17 protein-coding genes are annotated in these 15,317 nt (G+C 47.8%); 6 read left to right on the forward strand and 11 right to left on the reverse strand.

The genetic code is table 11. The features are described from left to right. Nucleotides 1-45: 45 nt before the first annotated feature. Together argS and SLU01_RS12905 are read right to left on the reverse strand one after the other, a co-directional pair. Nucleotides 46-1,713, reverse strand: coding sequence for an arginine--tRNA ligase (gene argS, locus SLU01_RS12900; RefSeq protein WP_147058980.1), 1,668 nt, complete (start codon nt 1,711-1,713; stop codon nt 46-48). Further along, complete coding sequence (locus tag SLU01_RS12905; RefSeq protein ID WP_170232709.1) at nt 1,710-2,135, reverse strand: YwiB family protein; 426 nt, start codon at nt 2,133-2,135, stop codon at nt 1,710-1,712. The genes argS and SLU01_RS12905 overlap by 4 nt, the downstream gene beginning before the upstream one ends. Nucleotides 2,136-2,298: 163 nt before the next feature. Here SLU01_RS12905 and SLU01_RS12910 point away from each other — a divergent pair, with 163 nt between their 5' ends. Further along, the gene (locus tag SLU01_RS12910) at nt 2,299-4,356 is read left to right on the forward strand and encodes a transglycosylase domain-containing protein (protein WP_147058984.1); all 2,058 of its coding nucleotides are present in this window, start codon (nt 2,299-2,301) and stop codon (nt 4,354-4,356) included. A 562-nt stretch (nt 4,357-4,918) separates the two neighbouring features. Here the strand turns inward: SLU01_RS12910 and SLU01_RS12915 are convergent. Continuing rightward, on the reverse strand, nt 4,919-5,449 hold the full coding sequence (locus SLU01_RS12915; protein WP_147058986.1) for a YwhD family protein: 531 nt from the start codon (nt 5,447-5,449) through the stop codon (nt 4,919-4,921). 68 nt (nt 5,450-5,517) lie between these two features. Here SLU01_RS12915 and thmT point away from each other — a divergent pair, with 68 nt between their 5' ends. Next, complete coding sequence (gene thmT, locus SLU01_RS12920; protein ID WP_147058988.1) at nt 5,518-5,706, forward strand: 2-hydroxymuconate tautomerase; 189 nt, start codon at nt 5,518-5,520, stop codon at nt 5,704-5,706. Nucleotides 5,707-5,914: 208 nt separating this feature from the next. Here the strand turns inward: thmT and SLU01_RS12925 are convergent, their stop codons facing one another. Beyond that, nucleotides 5,915-6,424, reverse strand: coding sequence for a YwgA family protein (locus tag SLU01_RS12925; RefSeq protein WP_147058990.1), 510 nt, complete (start codon nt 6,422-6,424; stop codon nt 5,915-5,917). Between the two features lie 16 nt (nt 6,425-6,440). Continuing rightward, nucleotides 6,441-7,739 (reverse strand): HD domain-containing protein, encoded by a 1,299-nt coding sequence (locus tag SLU01_RS12930; RefSeq protein WP_147058992.1) that lies wholly within the window; start codon nt 7,737-7,739, stop codon nt 6,441-6,443. 182 nt (nt 7,740-7,921) lie between these two features. Between SLU01_RS12930 and SLU01_RS12935 the strand changes: the two genes are divergently transcribed. After that, nucleotides 7,922-8,557 carry an RsfA family transcriptional regulator gene (locus tag SLU01_RS12935; protein WP_147058994.1) on the forward strand — a complete coding sequence of 212 codons (636 nt, stop codon included), beginning with the start codon at nt 7,922-7,924 and terminating at the stop codon, nt 8,555-8,557. A 45-nt stretch (nt 8,558-8,602) separates the two neighbouring features. On the opposite strand, the gene lipL is transcribed toward SLU01_RS12935, so the two are convergent. Beyond that, entirely contained in the window at nt 8,603-9,436 is an 834-nt protein-coding gene (gene lipL / locus SLU01_RS12940; protein ID WP_147058996.1) for an octanoyl-[GcvH]:protein N-octanoyltransferase, read from the reverse strand. A gap of 188 nt (nt 9,437-9,624) precedes the next feature. Here lipL and hemQ point away from each other — a divergent pair, with 188 nt between their 5' ends. Next, nucleotides 9,625-10,374 carry a hydrogen peroxide-dependent heme synthase gene (gene hemQ / locus SLU01_RS12945; protein WP_147058998.1) on the forward strand — a complete coding sequence of 250 codons (750 nt, stop codon included), beginning with the start codon at nt 9,625-9,627 and terminating at the stop codon, nt 10,372-10,374. A 341-nt stretch (nt 10,375-10,715) separates the two neighbouring features. Here the strand turns inward: hemQ and SLU01_RS12950 are convergent, their stop codons facing one another. Together SLU01_RS12950 and SLU01_RS12955 are read right to left on the reverse strand one after the other, a co-directional pair. Continuing rightward, nucleotides 10,716-11,369: a hypothetical protein gene (locus SLU01_RS12950; protein ID WP_147059000.1), complete on the reverse strand. Its 654-nt coding sequence runs from the start codon at nt 11,367-11,369 to the stop codon at nt 10,716-10,718. Nucleotides 11,370-11,410: 41 nt separating this feature from the next. After that, nucleotides 11,411-12,262, reverse strand: coding sequence for an aminopeptidase (locus SLU01_RS12955; protein ID WP_147059002.1), 852 nt, complete (start codon nt 12,260-12,262; stop codon nt 11,411-11,413). A gap of 85 nt (nt 12,263-12,347) precedes the next feature. On the opposite strand from SLU01_RS12955, the gene SLU01_RS12960 reads away from it, so the two are divergent. Continuing rightward, nucleotides 12,348-12,767, forward strand: coding sequence for a cell wall hydrolase (locus tag SLU01_RS12960; protein WP_147059004.1), 420 nt, complete (start codon nt 12,348-12,350; stop codon nt 12,765-12,767). Nucleotides 12,768-12,785: 18 nt separating this feature from the next. Further along, on the forward strand, nt 12,786-13,175 hold the full coding sequence (gene gerQ, locus SLU01_RS12965) for a spore coat protein GerQ (RefSeq protein WP_147059006.1): 390 nt from the start codon (nt 12,786-12,788) through the stop codon (nt 13,173-13,175). A gap of 269 nt (nt 13,176-13,444) precedes the next feature. Here the strand turns inward: gerQ and SLU01_RS12970 are convergent, their stop codons facing one another. The 3 genes from SLU01_RS12970 to SLU01_RS12980 form a co-directional block, all read right to left on the reverse strand. Continuing rightward, nucleotides 13,445-14,506 carry a beta-carotene 15,15'-monooxygenase gene (locus SLU01_RS12970; protein ID WP_147059008.1) on the reverse strand — a complete coding sequence of 354 codons (1,062 nt, stop codon included), beginning with the start codon at nt 14,504-14,506 and terminating at the stop codon, nt 13,445-13,447. 100 nt (nt 14,507-14,606) lie between these two features. After that, complete coding sequence (locus tag SLU01_RS12975) at nt 14,607-14,813, reverse strand: hypothetical protein (RefSeq protein WP_147059010.1); 207 nt, start codon at nt 14,811-14,813, stop codon at nt 14,607-14,609. Between the two features lie 69 nt (nt 14,814-14,882). Beyond that, a complete protein-coding gene (locus SLU01_RS12980; RefSeq protein ID WP_147059012.1) occupies nt 14,883-15,263 on the reverse strand; it encodes a DUF423 domain-containing protein in 381 nt (126 codons plus the stop codon). Nucleotides 15,264-15,317: the final 54 nt, after the last annotated feature.

Consider the following 15,317-nt stretch of genomic DNA (forward strand, 5'->3'; position numbering starts at 1 on the left):
AAAAACGCCCCGCCGCTGGAGTTCCAAGCGGAGGGGCGTATCATTTTACATTCTTTCCGGTGCTGCGACGCCGATGAGTTTCAAGGCGTTTGCGATTGTTGTGCGTGTTGCTGTTATCAACGCAAGTCGTGCTTCTGACAAATCGCGGTTTTCAGGGTCCAGCACTTTTTCTGCATTGTAGAAGCTGTGGAATTCTGCGGCCAACTCCTGGATGTAGATCGTGATCCGGTGCGGCGCGCGCATTCTAGCGGCATCGCTCACGATCCGCGGGAAGTCACCGATTTTCTTGAGGAGCGATAACTCCTTCTCGGATTGCAATAAATCCACATGATCCGTTGAAGCAGCCAAATCCGATTCCCCCGCTTGGCGCAGAATCGATGAAATCCGTGCATGCGCGTACTGCGCGTAGTAGACAGGGTTTTCATTCGATTGCGAAATGGCCAAGTCGAGATCGAAGTCCATTTGCGAATCGCCCGAACGCATTGCAAAGAAATAGCGGACTGCGTCTAACCCGACATCTTCGACAAGTTCACGCAAAGTGACGGCTTTCCCCGTCCGTTTGCTCATCTTGAATTTCTCGCCGTCTTTATACAACTGCACCATTTGCGCCACTTCGACTTCGAGCGTGTCGCGGTCGTAGCCGAGCGCTTCGATTGCCGCTTTCATCCGTGGAATATAGCCATGATGGTCGGCGCCCCAAATGTTGATGAGCTTGTCGAAACCGCGGCGCAGCTTGTCTTCGTGATATGCGATATCAGGCGTCAAATACGTATACGACCCGTCATTTTTAATGAGCACGCGGTCTTTATCATCCCCGAACGTCGTCGAACGGAACCATGTCGCACCCTCTTCCTCGAACACATGGCCATTCGCGCGTAGCTTATCGAGCGCGATGCCAATCTTCCCGTCAGTATACAATGAAGTTTCCGAAAACCAGTTGTCGAACGGCACGCGGAAATCTTCTAAGTCCTTCTTCAACTTCGCCAATTCGAAGTCAAGTCCGTATTTCCTGAAGAAATCCTGACGTTCTTTTTCAGACGTATTTACATATTTATCGCCGAATTCCTCAGCAAGCTGCTTCCCGATATCAATAATGTCCTGACCGTGGTAACCGTCTTCCGGCATTTCCTTTTCAAGACCTAATGCTTGGAAGTATCGCGCCTCGACTGAAAGGGCCAAGTTATTCACTTGATTGCCCGCGTCATTGATGTAATATTCCCTTGAAACATTGAAGCCGGCAAAATCGAGGATATTGCTCAATGAATCACCGATGGATGCTCCCCGCGCATGGCCTAAATGCAAATCGCCCGTTGGATTTGCTGAAACAAACTCGACTTGGACCTTTTCGTTTTCACCGTACGTAGACCGGCCATAATCTGCTCCTTGGGCAAGTACCGTTTTCACGACTTCGCCAAGATAATCGCTTTTCAATCGGATGTTGATGAAGCCTGGTCCAGCGATTTCGAACGACTTGATCGATGTCGCAGACGTGTCCAATTTCTCTAGAATCGCTTCCGCAATCGCACGCGGTGGCTTTTTGGCGATTTTCGTCAACTGCATCGCAATGTTCGTTGCATAATCCCCATTCTCTTTGTTTTTCGGTGTTTCGAGAATGATGTCCGGCATATCGGCTGCTTCTGCCATGCCCGAAGCGATTGCCGCCTCGCGGAATGCGTCTTTGATTTCTTGTTGGATTTTTTCAACTGCGTTCATGATTGTCCCTCCGTGTATGTAATTTTCAGTTCATGTATGCCAAGAAGTGCGCCTTCTGCATGCAGTTCATAGTGAGCTATGAATTGATTTTCCGTCACTTCGAGTTTCGTCGTCTTCACAATTAAGTCGAACGTCGCGGGACCGTTGCCATATGTGCCCGGCCGCATTTCCCCAGGCGTGAACGGCAAGCGCATTTGTACTGCCCCGCTTCGCATGATCAATGCGTCGTCTTCTTGCAATTTGACAGTCGTTTTCACTTGTTGTCCGTTCAAGTCTTCCTCGAATCGCAAATAGGTTTTACCGGCTTTTTCAACAACTAGCCCTATTGCTTTCAATTCGTGTTTTTCCGCCGCTTGTCCATTATGACGGATCGATGATTGAAGCAGGACATTCACGGTCCGTCCTTCTTTGATTGATTCCACGCGTGCACCGCCCTTGATTTCCAAAATATCTATTCATTATATCGTTTTTCCCCGTACTAATCCAATAGATCATCATTTTGTGAATCAAATCCTTGGCTTCCCCGTTTAATCTTTCGACTGCTGTTGCATACTGACTGGAAAGAACGGTGGGAGAAGGGATTGTATGAAAAGAGTCGATTATATAAAGAAAAAGAAAAGGCGGAATTTCTTTCGGCGGATCGCTTTGCTCATAGTCACTGCGGCAACAGCGTTTTTCACTATGTTTCTATGCCTTCGTTTATATGCGCAAATCACTGGCGCGCCTTCTTTAAGTGTGCCGAAAGCGAGTGTGTTCCTTGACAAGAACGGCAGGCAGATTGGTGATAAATTTTCCGCTGAACGCCGATATTGGGTAGAATTGGATGAGATTTCTCCGTTTTTACTTGACGCGGTCATCGCAACGGAAGATCGAAATTTTTACAATCATCACGGGTTTGATTACAAACGGATTGCCGGGGCTGTTTTGAAAGACTTGAAGACGATGCGTAAAGCTGAAGGTGCGAGCTCCATTACCCAGCAGTATGCCCGAAATTTGTTTTTGACACATGAAAAGTCTTGGAACCGGAAAATAAAAGAGGCGCTATATGCGTATCGGATGGAAGTCTTTTATGAAAAGGACGTCATTTTGGAAGGCTATTTGAATACAGTCTATTTTGGACATGGCATGTATGGAGTTGAGGCTGCGAGCAGGTTTTATTTCGCGAAGTCGGCGAAGGATTTGACGCTTGAGGAATCGGCGGTCATTACGGCGATTGCGAAAGGTCCTTCGGTTTACTCCCCATTGGATAATCCGGAACGTTCGCGCGATCGGCAATTGCTCATTCTTTCGCTTATGGAGGATCAAGGGTTCATTACAGAAAAACAGAAGGAGCGTGCGGCGGATATCGCGGTGACGCTGAAGACTGAGGACTGGGCCGATATGAAACGGGTTGCCCCTTACTTTTTGGATGAAGTATGGCGGGAAGCAGAAAAGATTTTGAGCAAGAAGGGCAGATATCCTGCGGAAGGCGGTTGGACGATCCGAACGACGCTCGACCCGCATCATCAAAAGACCGCTGAGGAATACATTGAAAAATGGATGCCCGAAAGCGAGCTGCAAGTCGGGTTCATGTCGATGGAGCCTGAGACGGGCGCCATTACTTCGCTCGTTGGAGGCGTCGATTATACAGAGAGCCCTTTCAATCGGGTGACGCAGGCGAAACGGCAGCCTGGATCGGCGATGAAACCGATTTTGTATGCGGCTGCACTTGAGGACGGCTATAATCCGCTGACGTTCATGTCTACGGAAAGAACGATCTTCACGTACGACGAAGGACGTTCAACCTATGAACCGAAAAACATTAACGGGAAATTTGCGGGACATCCGATTTCCCTCGCTCAGGCGCTCGCCATTTCGGATAATATATATGCCGTGAAAACGTTGGAAGATATCGGTTATAAAAAATTCAATAAAATGGCGGATCGGTTAGGGCTGGAGATTGAATACAAGGAATCCCCCGCTGTAGCGTTAGGGACATCCGAAGTTTCGCTGTTGAACATGACGAATGCGTATAACCGGATTTCGTCAGGCGGATTGGAAGTCGAGCCGACAACGATCTTATCGATTACGGATGCAGAAGGGAAAACTATTTACGAGCAGCCGAAAAAAACTACGAAACGAGTCATTACCGAACAGGATGCGTTTGTCATGACCCATTTGCTGACAGGCATGTTCGATCCTGTTTTCAACGATTATTCCGTCGCGACAGGATTGTCGATGCGCTCGAAGCAAAAACGGCCGTACGCCGCAAAATCTGGCACGACCATCTCAGATCAGTACCTCATCGGCTACTCCCCTTCGCTGACCGCGGGCATTTGGACAGGGTATGACGTCGGGCAGCAACTAACGGACCTTACGGATAAAGCAGCGTCGAAGAAAATTTGGATCGACTTCATGGAGACTGTGCATGAGGGCAAAACCCCTGAGCCATTCATCCCGCCAAAGGGCGTGAACGGCGTCATCGTCGACATCGAAACCGGCGGAATCGCAGTGAACGAATGTACGAAACAACGGCTCGTTTACCTAAAAGAAAAAGACATGCCGCAAAAACTATGCACCGACAAAAACTTGCGCGAGCAAAATAGCGGCGAAGACAGCGAATCCGACAGCTTCGAACTTTTTCCATTTTCGTTTTTTGAATGACGTAGTGGAATGGGAAGTTTTTGAGGGGGAATGAGAACTGTTTGAAGGAGAATGAGAACTCGTAGCGCGAGAATGAGAACTCTGGGCGTGGGAACGAGAACTCTTTGATGAAGAATGAGAACTCCATACGTGAAAACGAGAACTCTTTGATGAAGAATGAGAACTCTGGGCGTGGGAACGAGAACTCTTTGACGAAGAATGAGAACTCCGGGCGTGGGAACGAGAGCTCTTTGACGAAGAATGAGAACTCCATACGTGAAAACGAGAACTCTTTGATGAAGAATGAGAACTCCGAGAGAACTCCCTTTTCACGCTCTTCATTCAAAAATCAAAAAAGCTTTGCCTTCCGAAATACATCGGAGCGGCAAAGCTTTTTTACCGTTGAATGCGATCTGGCTCGTGATGGATCATTGCTTGGGTTGGTAATGAACCACCATTTGACAGCATTCGCATTATTCCGGTTGTCCTAGCTTACAAGTGCAAGCTGTAATTTCAGTGTACTTCCTTTTCTGCCGACATTCAACCTCAGAAGTTGCAGAAGTCATCAAATTTCACAGTTTGTTCATAATTCGGGTGATTCGGCGCCGAGATCGACACGCAATTTCGGCTCGCTGCGCTCCCACATCTCCTGATTATGCGAAGAGAGGAAGTCGGCTAAAATCTTTTTCGATGTGTCATCCATAAAATCGACCATAATGTGCCGCTTCATTGATTTGTCCATTCGATTCACATGATCCGCGAGAATTTTATAGCCTCGTCGTTTTGCCTTGTTTACGACCATTTCACAAGCGGTCACACCCGCATAATACGGGCCTTCTTCCTTGAAATCAATCGTGACCCAGACGAGCCAGTACGGTTTGCCGCCTTCGGAATCTTCGCGATTCGTCGTAAACTTGACCCCGCGCTCCGTATCGCTGCGGGCATGCATCGCCCCGATTTCAATGCGCGCCTCCCCTTCTTCGATATCGACGATGACCGGTGAGACGTTTTCAAGGGACAATGAGCCGATTCCAAATCCTTTATGTCCATCGGTCGGATCGTCTTTTATAATCGTGAATCCTAGTTTCTGTTTCGGTTTCTGTTCATTCGTCATTCCTATAACCCCTTTCATTCTGCTATTATATACACTATACCCAAGTTTGAGCGAAAGGGGGAAATAGTATGCCATATGTAACCGTAAAAATGCTTGAAGGCCGCACTGAGGAACAAAAGCGGAACCTATGCGAAAAAGTGACCGCAGTCGTTGCGGAAACAGTAGGTGCGCCTGTTGAAAACGTCGTCGTCTTCATCGAAGAAATGCCGAAAAATCATTACGCAGTCGCTGGTAAGCGCTTGAGTGACAAGGAATAATAGATGCGATGTGAGATGAGGTTCTCACATCGTTTTTTTATAATGAATTGAATGGCTTTGGACGCACGGGAGCTTGCTTTGGACGCGGGACGGACGGCTTTGGACGCACGGGAGCTTGCTTTGGACGCGGGCCCACGACGGACGCATGGCCAACTCCATAACGCGATTCCAACAAAAAAATCCCTTCGTTAAAAGGGATTTTCATCTATTACGCGACACCCGAACACGTTTGCAGCTCCGCGATGAATGCGAAGGCTTCGTTCATCTCGTCTTCGGTGAAGTTCAGTTTGTTTTTCACAATATGCACTTTGGCGATTTGCTCGTCCTTTGGCAAGTAGTCGAAATAGAGCAATGTCGATACGAGTTCTAGGAATCTTGAGCTTTTTCCGCTCAATCTGCTAATGCAGTCGCCTAGTTTCTCATGGGGTGTCTCCGCCATCTCACCGAAGCGCTCCCCTTCTTCCGTCACATTGTAGCTATATTGGACGTAGGATCCTTTGTCCTCACAGCGCTCGTCCAAGAAGCCCATTTCACAAAGCTCCTCGACCCGCAATGTCAATTCCTCCGAATAAGGGCCGTACATATGCAACTCGTATTTTTCAGCAAAAGGGAAATCCATCTTTTTCGCGATGTAGATCATCTTCTGCAGTTTTTTTCGTCCATTCACTTCATTCGCCATGGCAATGAATTGCACAATCCTGGCATGTTCTTGCAGCAAGCCACTCCACTCCTTCCTACCCTTTTAACATCCGCAAGATCTTGTCGTATAAAGGATTATCATCCCTGTTCGCAGCTAATCGATCCTCGGGGAAATAAATTTTATGGTCTGTCCTTCGTTTTCCTGATATGGCATCGACGATTTCCGATGAGCGGGATAGCTCACGCAGTTCGCCGTTCGGCGTTTGCAAATAGATCGGCACGCGTTCGTTCTCTTCGCCGGGCCGGTAGAAATCATACGGTAAATCGGATGATGAATCTGTGACGAGGTAATATTCCGGGTCGATGCCCGCTTCCTTAAACAAACTTTCCAGCTCGCCGATTTTCCGATATTCTGTCGCTGGGTCAAATTCGGCGTATTGGAACAGGCGGCGATTCAGGAAACGATCGCATAAGTCGGATAAAATCTCATCTTTTTCATTGCGCCACCATTGAAAATAGGTCAATAGCACACTTTCATCCAGTGATATATAATCTTCCAGCTCGATCGTCCGCTCAAAGAAAGATTTGAAGGGGATCGGGTCGTGCTGGAACCGGTAACCGCTCGTATGTAAATGTCTTGCGCGATGCAGGATTTTCATCAAAATGACTTCCGCACTTCGCGAAACCGGATGGAAGTAGACTTGCCAGTACATTTGGTAGCGGCTCATTATATAATCTTCCACAGCGTGCATGCCGCTAAACTTGATTACTACCTGTTCTTCTGCCGGGCGCATGACCCGTAAAATCCGTTCCATATCGAAATGGCCGTAAGAAACGCCAGTATAATAGGCGTCGCGCTGCAAATAATCCATCCGGTCCGCATCGATCTGGCTTGAAATGAGGCTGACGACGAGCTTGTCCGGATATGTCTTGCCGATAACGTCCGCGATTTTTTCAGGAAAATCGGGCGAGACGCGGCGCAGCACTTCATTCACCTCGGTGTCCCCTGTCAAAATCTCTTGCGTGAATTTCTCATGATCTAGCGTGAACACCTTTTCAAACGCATGCGAAAACGGACCGTGTCCGAGATCATGCAGCAATGCGGCGCACAGGGTCAATAGCCGTTCTTCGTCATTCCATTCTGTTCTGCCGCTGAAACCGTCGTCGATAATACGCCTGACAATTTCATAGACGCCGAGAGAATGTTGGAAGCGGCTATGTTCTGCGCCATGGAATACGAGATACGTCGTCCCGAGCTGCCGAATCCTGCGCAGTCGCTGGAATTCCCGCGTCCCGATGACGTCCCAAATGACTTTGTCGCGCACATGGATATACCGGTGGACCGGATCCTTGAATACCTTCTCTTCGAAAAGCTTTTCGTGTTTATAGTCCATCGTACACCTCCGTCGACGCGTTTTCTTAAGTATATCAAAAAGTTGATAAGGATGAAGTACGCTTTTCTTGAATCTTAAAGTATTTATTTTGGAAAGTGTTCCAGTTTGTATGAATAAAAGGATTCAACAATGTCCACACTGACCGTAAGAAAGAGACTATTAACATGGCAGGAGGCAAGGAGATGGTGAAAGTTAGACAGGATGCTTGGCTAGAGGAAAATGATATTTTATTAGCTGAGACGGTGCTGCGGCACGTCAGGGAAGGCAGCACACAGCTAAGCGCATTCGAAGAAGTAGGAGATGCACTGAACAGGACCGCGGCCGCTTGCGGATTCAGATGGAATGCGGTCGTTCGTCGCGATTACGAAAAAGAACTGGCAGAAGCGAAAAAAGAACGGAAACAAGCAATGCGCGTGTTGGGCGCGGACTTTAAAAGACGCAGCCAGCAACTATACAGCCCCGTACAAGGGAACGATCAGGATGAGATCACAGCAGTGCCTTTATCAGCCTTATCGCTTGATACCGTCATTGCGTATTTGATCCGTTTGCATCATACGGGCGGGGGCGACTCCGAATCACTTAGATGGAAGCAGACTGCTAAAATCGCAAACGAGAAGGTCGAGACTCTCCAAAAAGAGATCGATAAGCTTCATCAGGAGAATAAAACCCTCCGAAACGACTACGAGCAGTTCGTGCAAATCATGAACCGCGCGCGCCGCCTCGTCACATTGGATGATGATTCAGAGCGCACCGCACCAGTATTCACGATGGAACGCAACGGCAACCTCGTCTCAAAAGAACCGCCGATCAATCACTGATCCGGCGGTTCTTTTTCTTTGAGGTGTCGGTGGCAGGCGCCTTTTTTATCCGCGCGCAAGCATTTTCTGATTTCGCTCGACGACACGATTCAAGTAAAACAGATAGAGTTCCATTTCCTCCGTTGTGAGGCCGCCCATCTGAATGTCCTCCTCCGAAAGCGCACGAAGCAGCAGCTGGGTGCGGATATTGACGTCATTCACCGTCAGCGGCATGCCTAGCAGCTCCGAAAGCGATGCCATCACTTCCGGTTGGATCGTTGGATAGCTGAATTTCGTCTGCTCCCCTTGCAACCCTTTTTCGTATAAATCGCGGACAAGTTTTGCGCGTTCTGCACCGCTGCCTTCCACGCACAAGTACACTTGGACCGCAACGCCCTGACGGAGCCGTCTTTGTGAAATTCCCGCGAATTTACGCCCGCCGATGCTCAAATCATACGTCCCCGGACAATAGGAACCGACAATTTCATAGGCTTCGATTTGCTCGGATGCTTCTGGGAAAAGCAAGCGGACGAAGGATAACATGGATTCATAGCCTTCCGGAATATCGATGGAGCCGTCACGCTCCGATAGGACGATAGATATATTGAGCACGCCTTCATCCAGAACGACTGCGAGTCCGCCGGAATTCCGGACGATCGTTTGATAGCCGGTTTCGTGCAACAGCGGCAATGCCTCATCGATATGCGGCAGCCTGTGATCTTGGATGCCAAGCACGACGGTTTCATCATGCACCCAAGTGCGTACAGTCGGAACGGTCATTTTTTGTCCGACAAGATGGCAAAGTGTATCGTCCATCGCAAAAGACTCTAGCGCGGAACGGTTTTTAGCGGTCATCGATTCGTCGATGAAGCGCCATTTAGGTAGTTGTAGATTGGACATTTCTTTATCTCCTGGTCATTTGAATCTTATATTTTTCCGCTCTAAGCATACACTAGTTGCGCGTGCCATAACAGTCATATACTTCTTGTCGATTATGTGAAGTCGGCGGCTCTTAATCATGTTTTTGATTCCGTTGTGCTACACTAGAGGTAGCAGTAAATCCACGTATAAAGGAGTTTTTAATTCATATGAACGAAGCAGCGATTACACTCGATGGATGGTATGTATTACATGATTTCCGCACGATGGATTGGGCGTCTTGGAAGTTGATTTCCAAAGAAGAGCGTCAGGCAGCAGTCGACGAATTCATGGCTTACTTGGAAAAACTTCAACAAGCCGATGATAATAAAACCGGCAGCCATGCATTTTACACAGTTGTCGGCCAGAAAGCCGATTTTATGCTTATGACATTGCGTCCGACGATCGACGAATTGCAGGAGCTGGAAGCGGAATTCAATAAATTAACGATTGCAGATTATACGATTCCTGCGTATTCGTATGTATCTGTCGTGGAGTTGTCCAACTACCTTGCGGGCGAGTCGAATGATGATCCGTATCAGAACCCTTACGTGCGCGGACGTTTGTACCCTGAGCTGCCACGCAACCAGTACATCTGCTTCTACCCGATGGATAAGAAGCGCGAAGGCGAGGATAACTGGTATATGCTCGATATGGACAAGCGTAAGGAATTGATGCGCAGCCATGGCATGATCGGCCGCGGATATGCAGGCAAAGTGAAGCAGATCATTTCAGGCTCTGTCGGTTTCGACGATTTTGAATGGGGCGTTACATTGTTCTCGGATGATGTCCTCCAATTCAAGAAATTGGTTTACGAAATGCGCTTTGACGAAGTAAGCGCGCGCTATGGCGTGTTTGGATCGTTCTTCATCGGGACGTTGTTGGATGGAGATAAAAAAGCAGCGTTTTTTACAGTTTGATAAATAGTGAGGGAGCCCATTTTTACCGGGGCTCCCTTTTCAACTGTTGATTTCCGCTACAGGCGGACGCTTTCCGCGGGCATCGCCTCAGCCAATCGAACTACGAAGAGTTCGATTGGCCTTAATTTCTGCGTTCTTTGCAGAAATTAAGGCATCCTCATCCATCCTCCTGCTCGCAACGCTACGCTTGTGCTCGCAAACGTCGTTCTTCGTAACGACGTTCGCAGGAGTCGCCGCCTTTCGCTTCAATCAACGGAAATTATTCAAAAACACAACGTGATAATATAGAGCATTTCATTTACTTCAATCTTACTTTTGAAACGATTATCGATGAGAGAAGCCTATAAAACGCGTGTATTGTTTCCCTCAATCAATTTAAAATGAACGTCGTTTGATGTCCCACTTTCGATACGTTTTGGAATATCTGTTGCATCCAGTAACCCCTTCAAATTGATAGACTTTTCGCAATTTGCTTCTATAGTAATACTGTACGGACCACTCAAATTCATAAGGGATTCCATTCGTACTTCATCTTCCATGAAAAGGGTATCTATAAATTCTAGTTCAAATGAAACATCTTTATTGCTTCGATTATGCAATACAAATTTACATTCCCCATTCAATAAGCTTTCGCCCACAGATTCAAAATTACACTCACCATTGTTATCGTATGAAATTGCTGAAATACCATTTGCAAGTGTTTCTTGATACACGGTAATTAGAAACCGTGGTAAAACTGCATATACGATTACAACTAGTATGATTGTCCGAATACGATATTTTTTCATGCCAGCGACAAGCAAAATCATCGCAATTATAAATAAAACGGAACCCATTATACCGAGAAGAACATATCCGTTGTGATCGCGGATTGGAAACGACATGAATGTAGAGCGTGCATCTAACAGGACATTATCGGGAAATGGGAAAAACAAGTACATAGATATACCCAAAATAACAACTGAACTAATGAGTGCAGCTTTACTTCTTATCAACATATCCCTCCTCTCTTAATGGTATTTAACTGTCTACACTATTATTTTCTCAACCACTCCAATAGGTCCTTTTTCAGATCGTTGCCATTCCAAAATGTCAAGGCGGCTTCCTCGCCGATTCGCTCGACGAGTTGTTCGACGTAATCCGTTCCGAGCAGGTAGCCGAGGCGGTTGTGGCCGAAATAGCTGCCGCCGGACAGGCGGAACCATTCTTTTTCCTTCGCCATCTCCCACTCCCCGAGTGCATCTTCCAAAAATCTGCGCTTCACTTCGGCTTTATTCTCCTCATAGCACTTCACCCATGGATTCCCGTTGTTGTCATATGTAAAATAAACAGGCTCTTGTAGACCCGGGACTGTCTGCTTGGATAAATACGTGGCCGCTCCTTCGGTGAAAAGCGTCGTCAAGCCGTGCATCCAATCAACTTTGGACCAATCCATCCCTTGGCGCGTCGCCACTGAAAAATGAGTGACGTGGCCGATTTCATGGGCGGCAATCACTCTTAAGTGGTCCCGCTCAGCCGATAGTTTTTCAACTGCAAAATAGATTTCCCGTTTATTGTCCCTTGTTACGAATGCATTGGAGCCGAATGTGCCAACGAGCAGCTTATAGCTCAGCTCTACCTCCAGATTGTACCTCTCCCGATAAACGTTCGTCATCTCTTGAAGAATAGCCGGTAAGCTGTTAGAAATGGATCGGATGTCATCCAGTTTATCGTCATATTTCTGAAGCGCTGCGTTTAGACGCTCCTCCGTTCTCGGACAGTGAATCGGAAAATAGTTTGCATAGATCGCTTCATGTTCATTCAAATAATGTTCCAGACCGGCAAGTGACTGGTTTTCTTTTGATTCCCAAAAGCTCAAGAAACTTGGAATGTTATTTTCGATTTGCATGTGATCTCCCCCCGCCTACAGTATATCTAATTTTCGGTAATGATTGAACATTAAATCGCATATGGTGAACCGAGGGGGTTATGCTGTGGCAGTTATTAAGTTCACAGATAAGGAAGTTGACTTACTTGCAAGACTGATGCGTGCGGAGGCCGAGGGTGAAGGGCAGCTCGGCATGCTCATGGTCGGAAATGTTGGTGTCAACCGGGTGCGTGCCGATTGTTTGGATTTTCGAAACATCCGCTCACTCGATAATATGGTGTTCCAGCGACCCGGAGGCTTTGAGGCGACGACGAAAAGCTATTTTTACCAACGAGCGCGTGAAGTGGATCGGAGATTGGCAAGACGCACAATCGAAGGCGAACGCTTCCATCCCGCAACCCGTTCACTCTGGTTTTTCGAACCATCCGGCGCCTGCCCTGCCCAATGGTATAACCAATGGAACACCGGAAGATACAAAGCGCACTGCTTCTTCTCCCCTACCGAACAAGATTGTCCACAAATTTAAATTTGAAAGGATGAAAAAATGGTCCAATATTATTGGAACCCCGGCTTTCAGCAACAACAATTCCAACCGCAATTCCAACAACAATTTCAACCGCAAATGGGCTTCAACCCGCCACCGACAACGATTCCAAGCGGAAGACCCACTGGACAGTTCCGCGAAGAATCGTATATCGAGAACATCCTCCGGCTGAATAGAGGCAAGCCCGGCGTCTTTTTCTTCTCATTCGAACACGCCACCGGCCAATCCGGAACACGAAACCTTGCCGTACGAGGAGTAGTGGAAGCAGCCGGCCGTGACCACGTCATCTTAAGCGAAATCGGCACCGACCACCGCTACCTAGTCCCGATGATTTACTTTGACTACGCAGAGTTCGACGAGGAAATGAACTACTTTAGTCAACAACCTTAAGCAAAAGCGGAGGGCGGCCGCCTAGCCTCGACAGGCGATGGAGGGCTTGAAAAAAAGGCGCTCTTTGCCTTTTCTTTCAAGACCGAAGCGACCCGAGAGGCTGCCGCCCGCAGCTGGACGATAGCAAAAGCGGAGGGCGGCCGCTTTGAGGCGACAGGCATAAGGCGAAGATGTGGAGTGGCGCTCTTTGCCACGATGCAGCTTTGACTTATGACCCCGAGCCTCTGCCGCCCACAGCTGGACGAAAATCGAAAAAAGTCTTCCAATGCCTATTTCGGCAACGGAAGACTTCTTTTACTTTCAAGCATCATCCGGAATCTCTCCGGTTCATCCACCTTTATAGCTACCGTGCAAAACTCCTTTTCCATCCCTAAAAATAAAATCGCGCGCACTGGCCGACTGAAATGGATGATGCATTGCGGTTTCACCTCTTCAAAATCACGTGCAATGAACTCGATCACGTCTTTCGATTTCAAATTATATTGTCCCGCCTCATTCCCCCATTCGATTTTTTCAATCGCGTCATAGGGAATTTCCATGCGTTTCCCGAGTCCAAGGGAGATTTGCATATGAGCTTCATTCATTTTTAACGGATTCAAGCGCACAGTTTGAATATCCGCAAGAAAGTAGAAGACCGAATAGACATTTAACAAAAGAAGCACAATGGACAAGATCAAAGACTTATCATGCAGCCACCAGTGAATGCCGAGCGTTTCAATGACAATCGCATGTATAAGCATGATGTTGAATGCAAGCAGACTCGTTTTCTGATGCAATGTGAAAAATCTTTCCCCGACAGGCGGTTTCCGTTTCCACGAGGCAAATGCGTAATAGAACATGAGCGCTTCTGCTGCAACGATGGAAATGATCGGATGTGAGGAAACTTTTTCTTTCACTAGTGTTGGGAATGCAAATAAACCGCTAGCGTTTTCTTTTTTCAGCGTTCTAATGATACTGGGTAAATGTTTTGCCAACAGGAATAAGAGCCAAATTTCAGCAAGTACAATCAAGCCTTCCAAACCGATCGCTGCATAAGGAATGAACTTGAAGGGCTCGAAATGTTCGGCAGGGATAATGAAGCGTGCAGCGACAAGCCCGATTACCATGAAGGTGATGAATCGTTTCAACGTGAAGCCCTTTTTACGAGTCAACGCCAGAATCAGAAGCGGCGCAACAATGGCAAAATCAAGCAACGAGCCGAGCACGACAGCACGAGAGTCTGCCGGGACCGGAATCGCCGGCAGTCGATAGGCAAAATAATTGCTCATGAGGACAAGCAGTAGTAACCCGGCGAATAAACCTTGCTTTGATCGTGATGGAGTCAACACCATAGAATCCCCCCCTTTTATATTAGTTTATCAAAACACAGTTTATTTTTGATAGAAGGTTTTGACAATCTTGTGAGGATTGGGAGACGACTTTGAAAGCGGATTAGTAGTTCTTGAGCGCGGAACGGAGTTTCTTGAGCGCGGGAGTCACTTCCTTGAGCGCGGAACGGTGTCTCTTGAGCGCGGGTATCACTTCCTTGAGCGCGGAACGGAGTTTCTTGGGCGCCGGAGTCACTTCCTTGAGCGCGGAACGGTGTTTCTTGAGCGCGGAGGCTGCTTCCTTGAGCGCGGAACAACAATCCTTGAGCACCGCCCCTCTCCATATCGCGATTCAAAAAAAACGGTCTGAAGAACTGAGGCTCTTCAAACCGTTTCCTTATTATTTTCCGAATTTAATCGCTGCGATGATGAGCATGATCCAGCCGACGATGAAGGCGACGCCGCCGATTGGGGTGATGGCGCCTAAAATGCCGATGCCGGATAGGCTTAGGACGTAGAGGCTGCCGGAGAAGATGATGATGCCGGCGAGCAGCAGGTAGCCGGCCCATGTCAGTTGGGTGGACGGGCCCATGAGTGATGAGCTCATGAGGATGCCGACTGCGAGAAGGCCGATCGCGTGAAACATTTGGTATTGGACGGCCGTTTCCCAGATGGCGAGATAGTGTTCTGATAGTTTTTCTTTTAACGCATGTGCGCCAAATGCGCCGAACGCGACGGCGATTGCAGCGTTGACTGCTCCTGCGATAATGAAAAATGGCATATGGATTTTCCTACTTTCTTCGAAAAGATAATTGCTTCATCTCTCATCATAGCT

The organism is Sporosarcina luteola (assembly GCF_007991495.1).
Taxonomy (GTDB): Bacteria; Bacillota; Bacilli; order Bacillales_A; family Planococcaceae; genus Sporosarcina; species Sporosarcina luteola.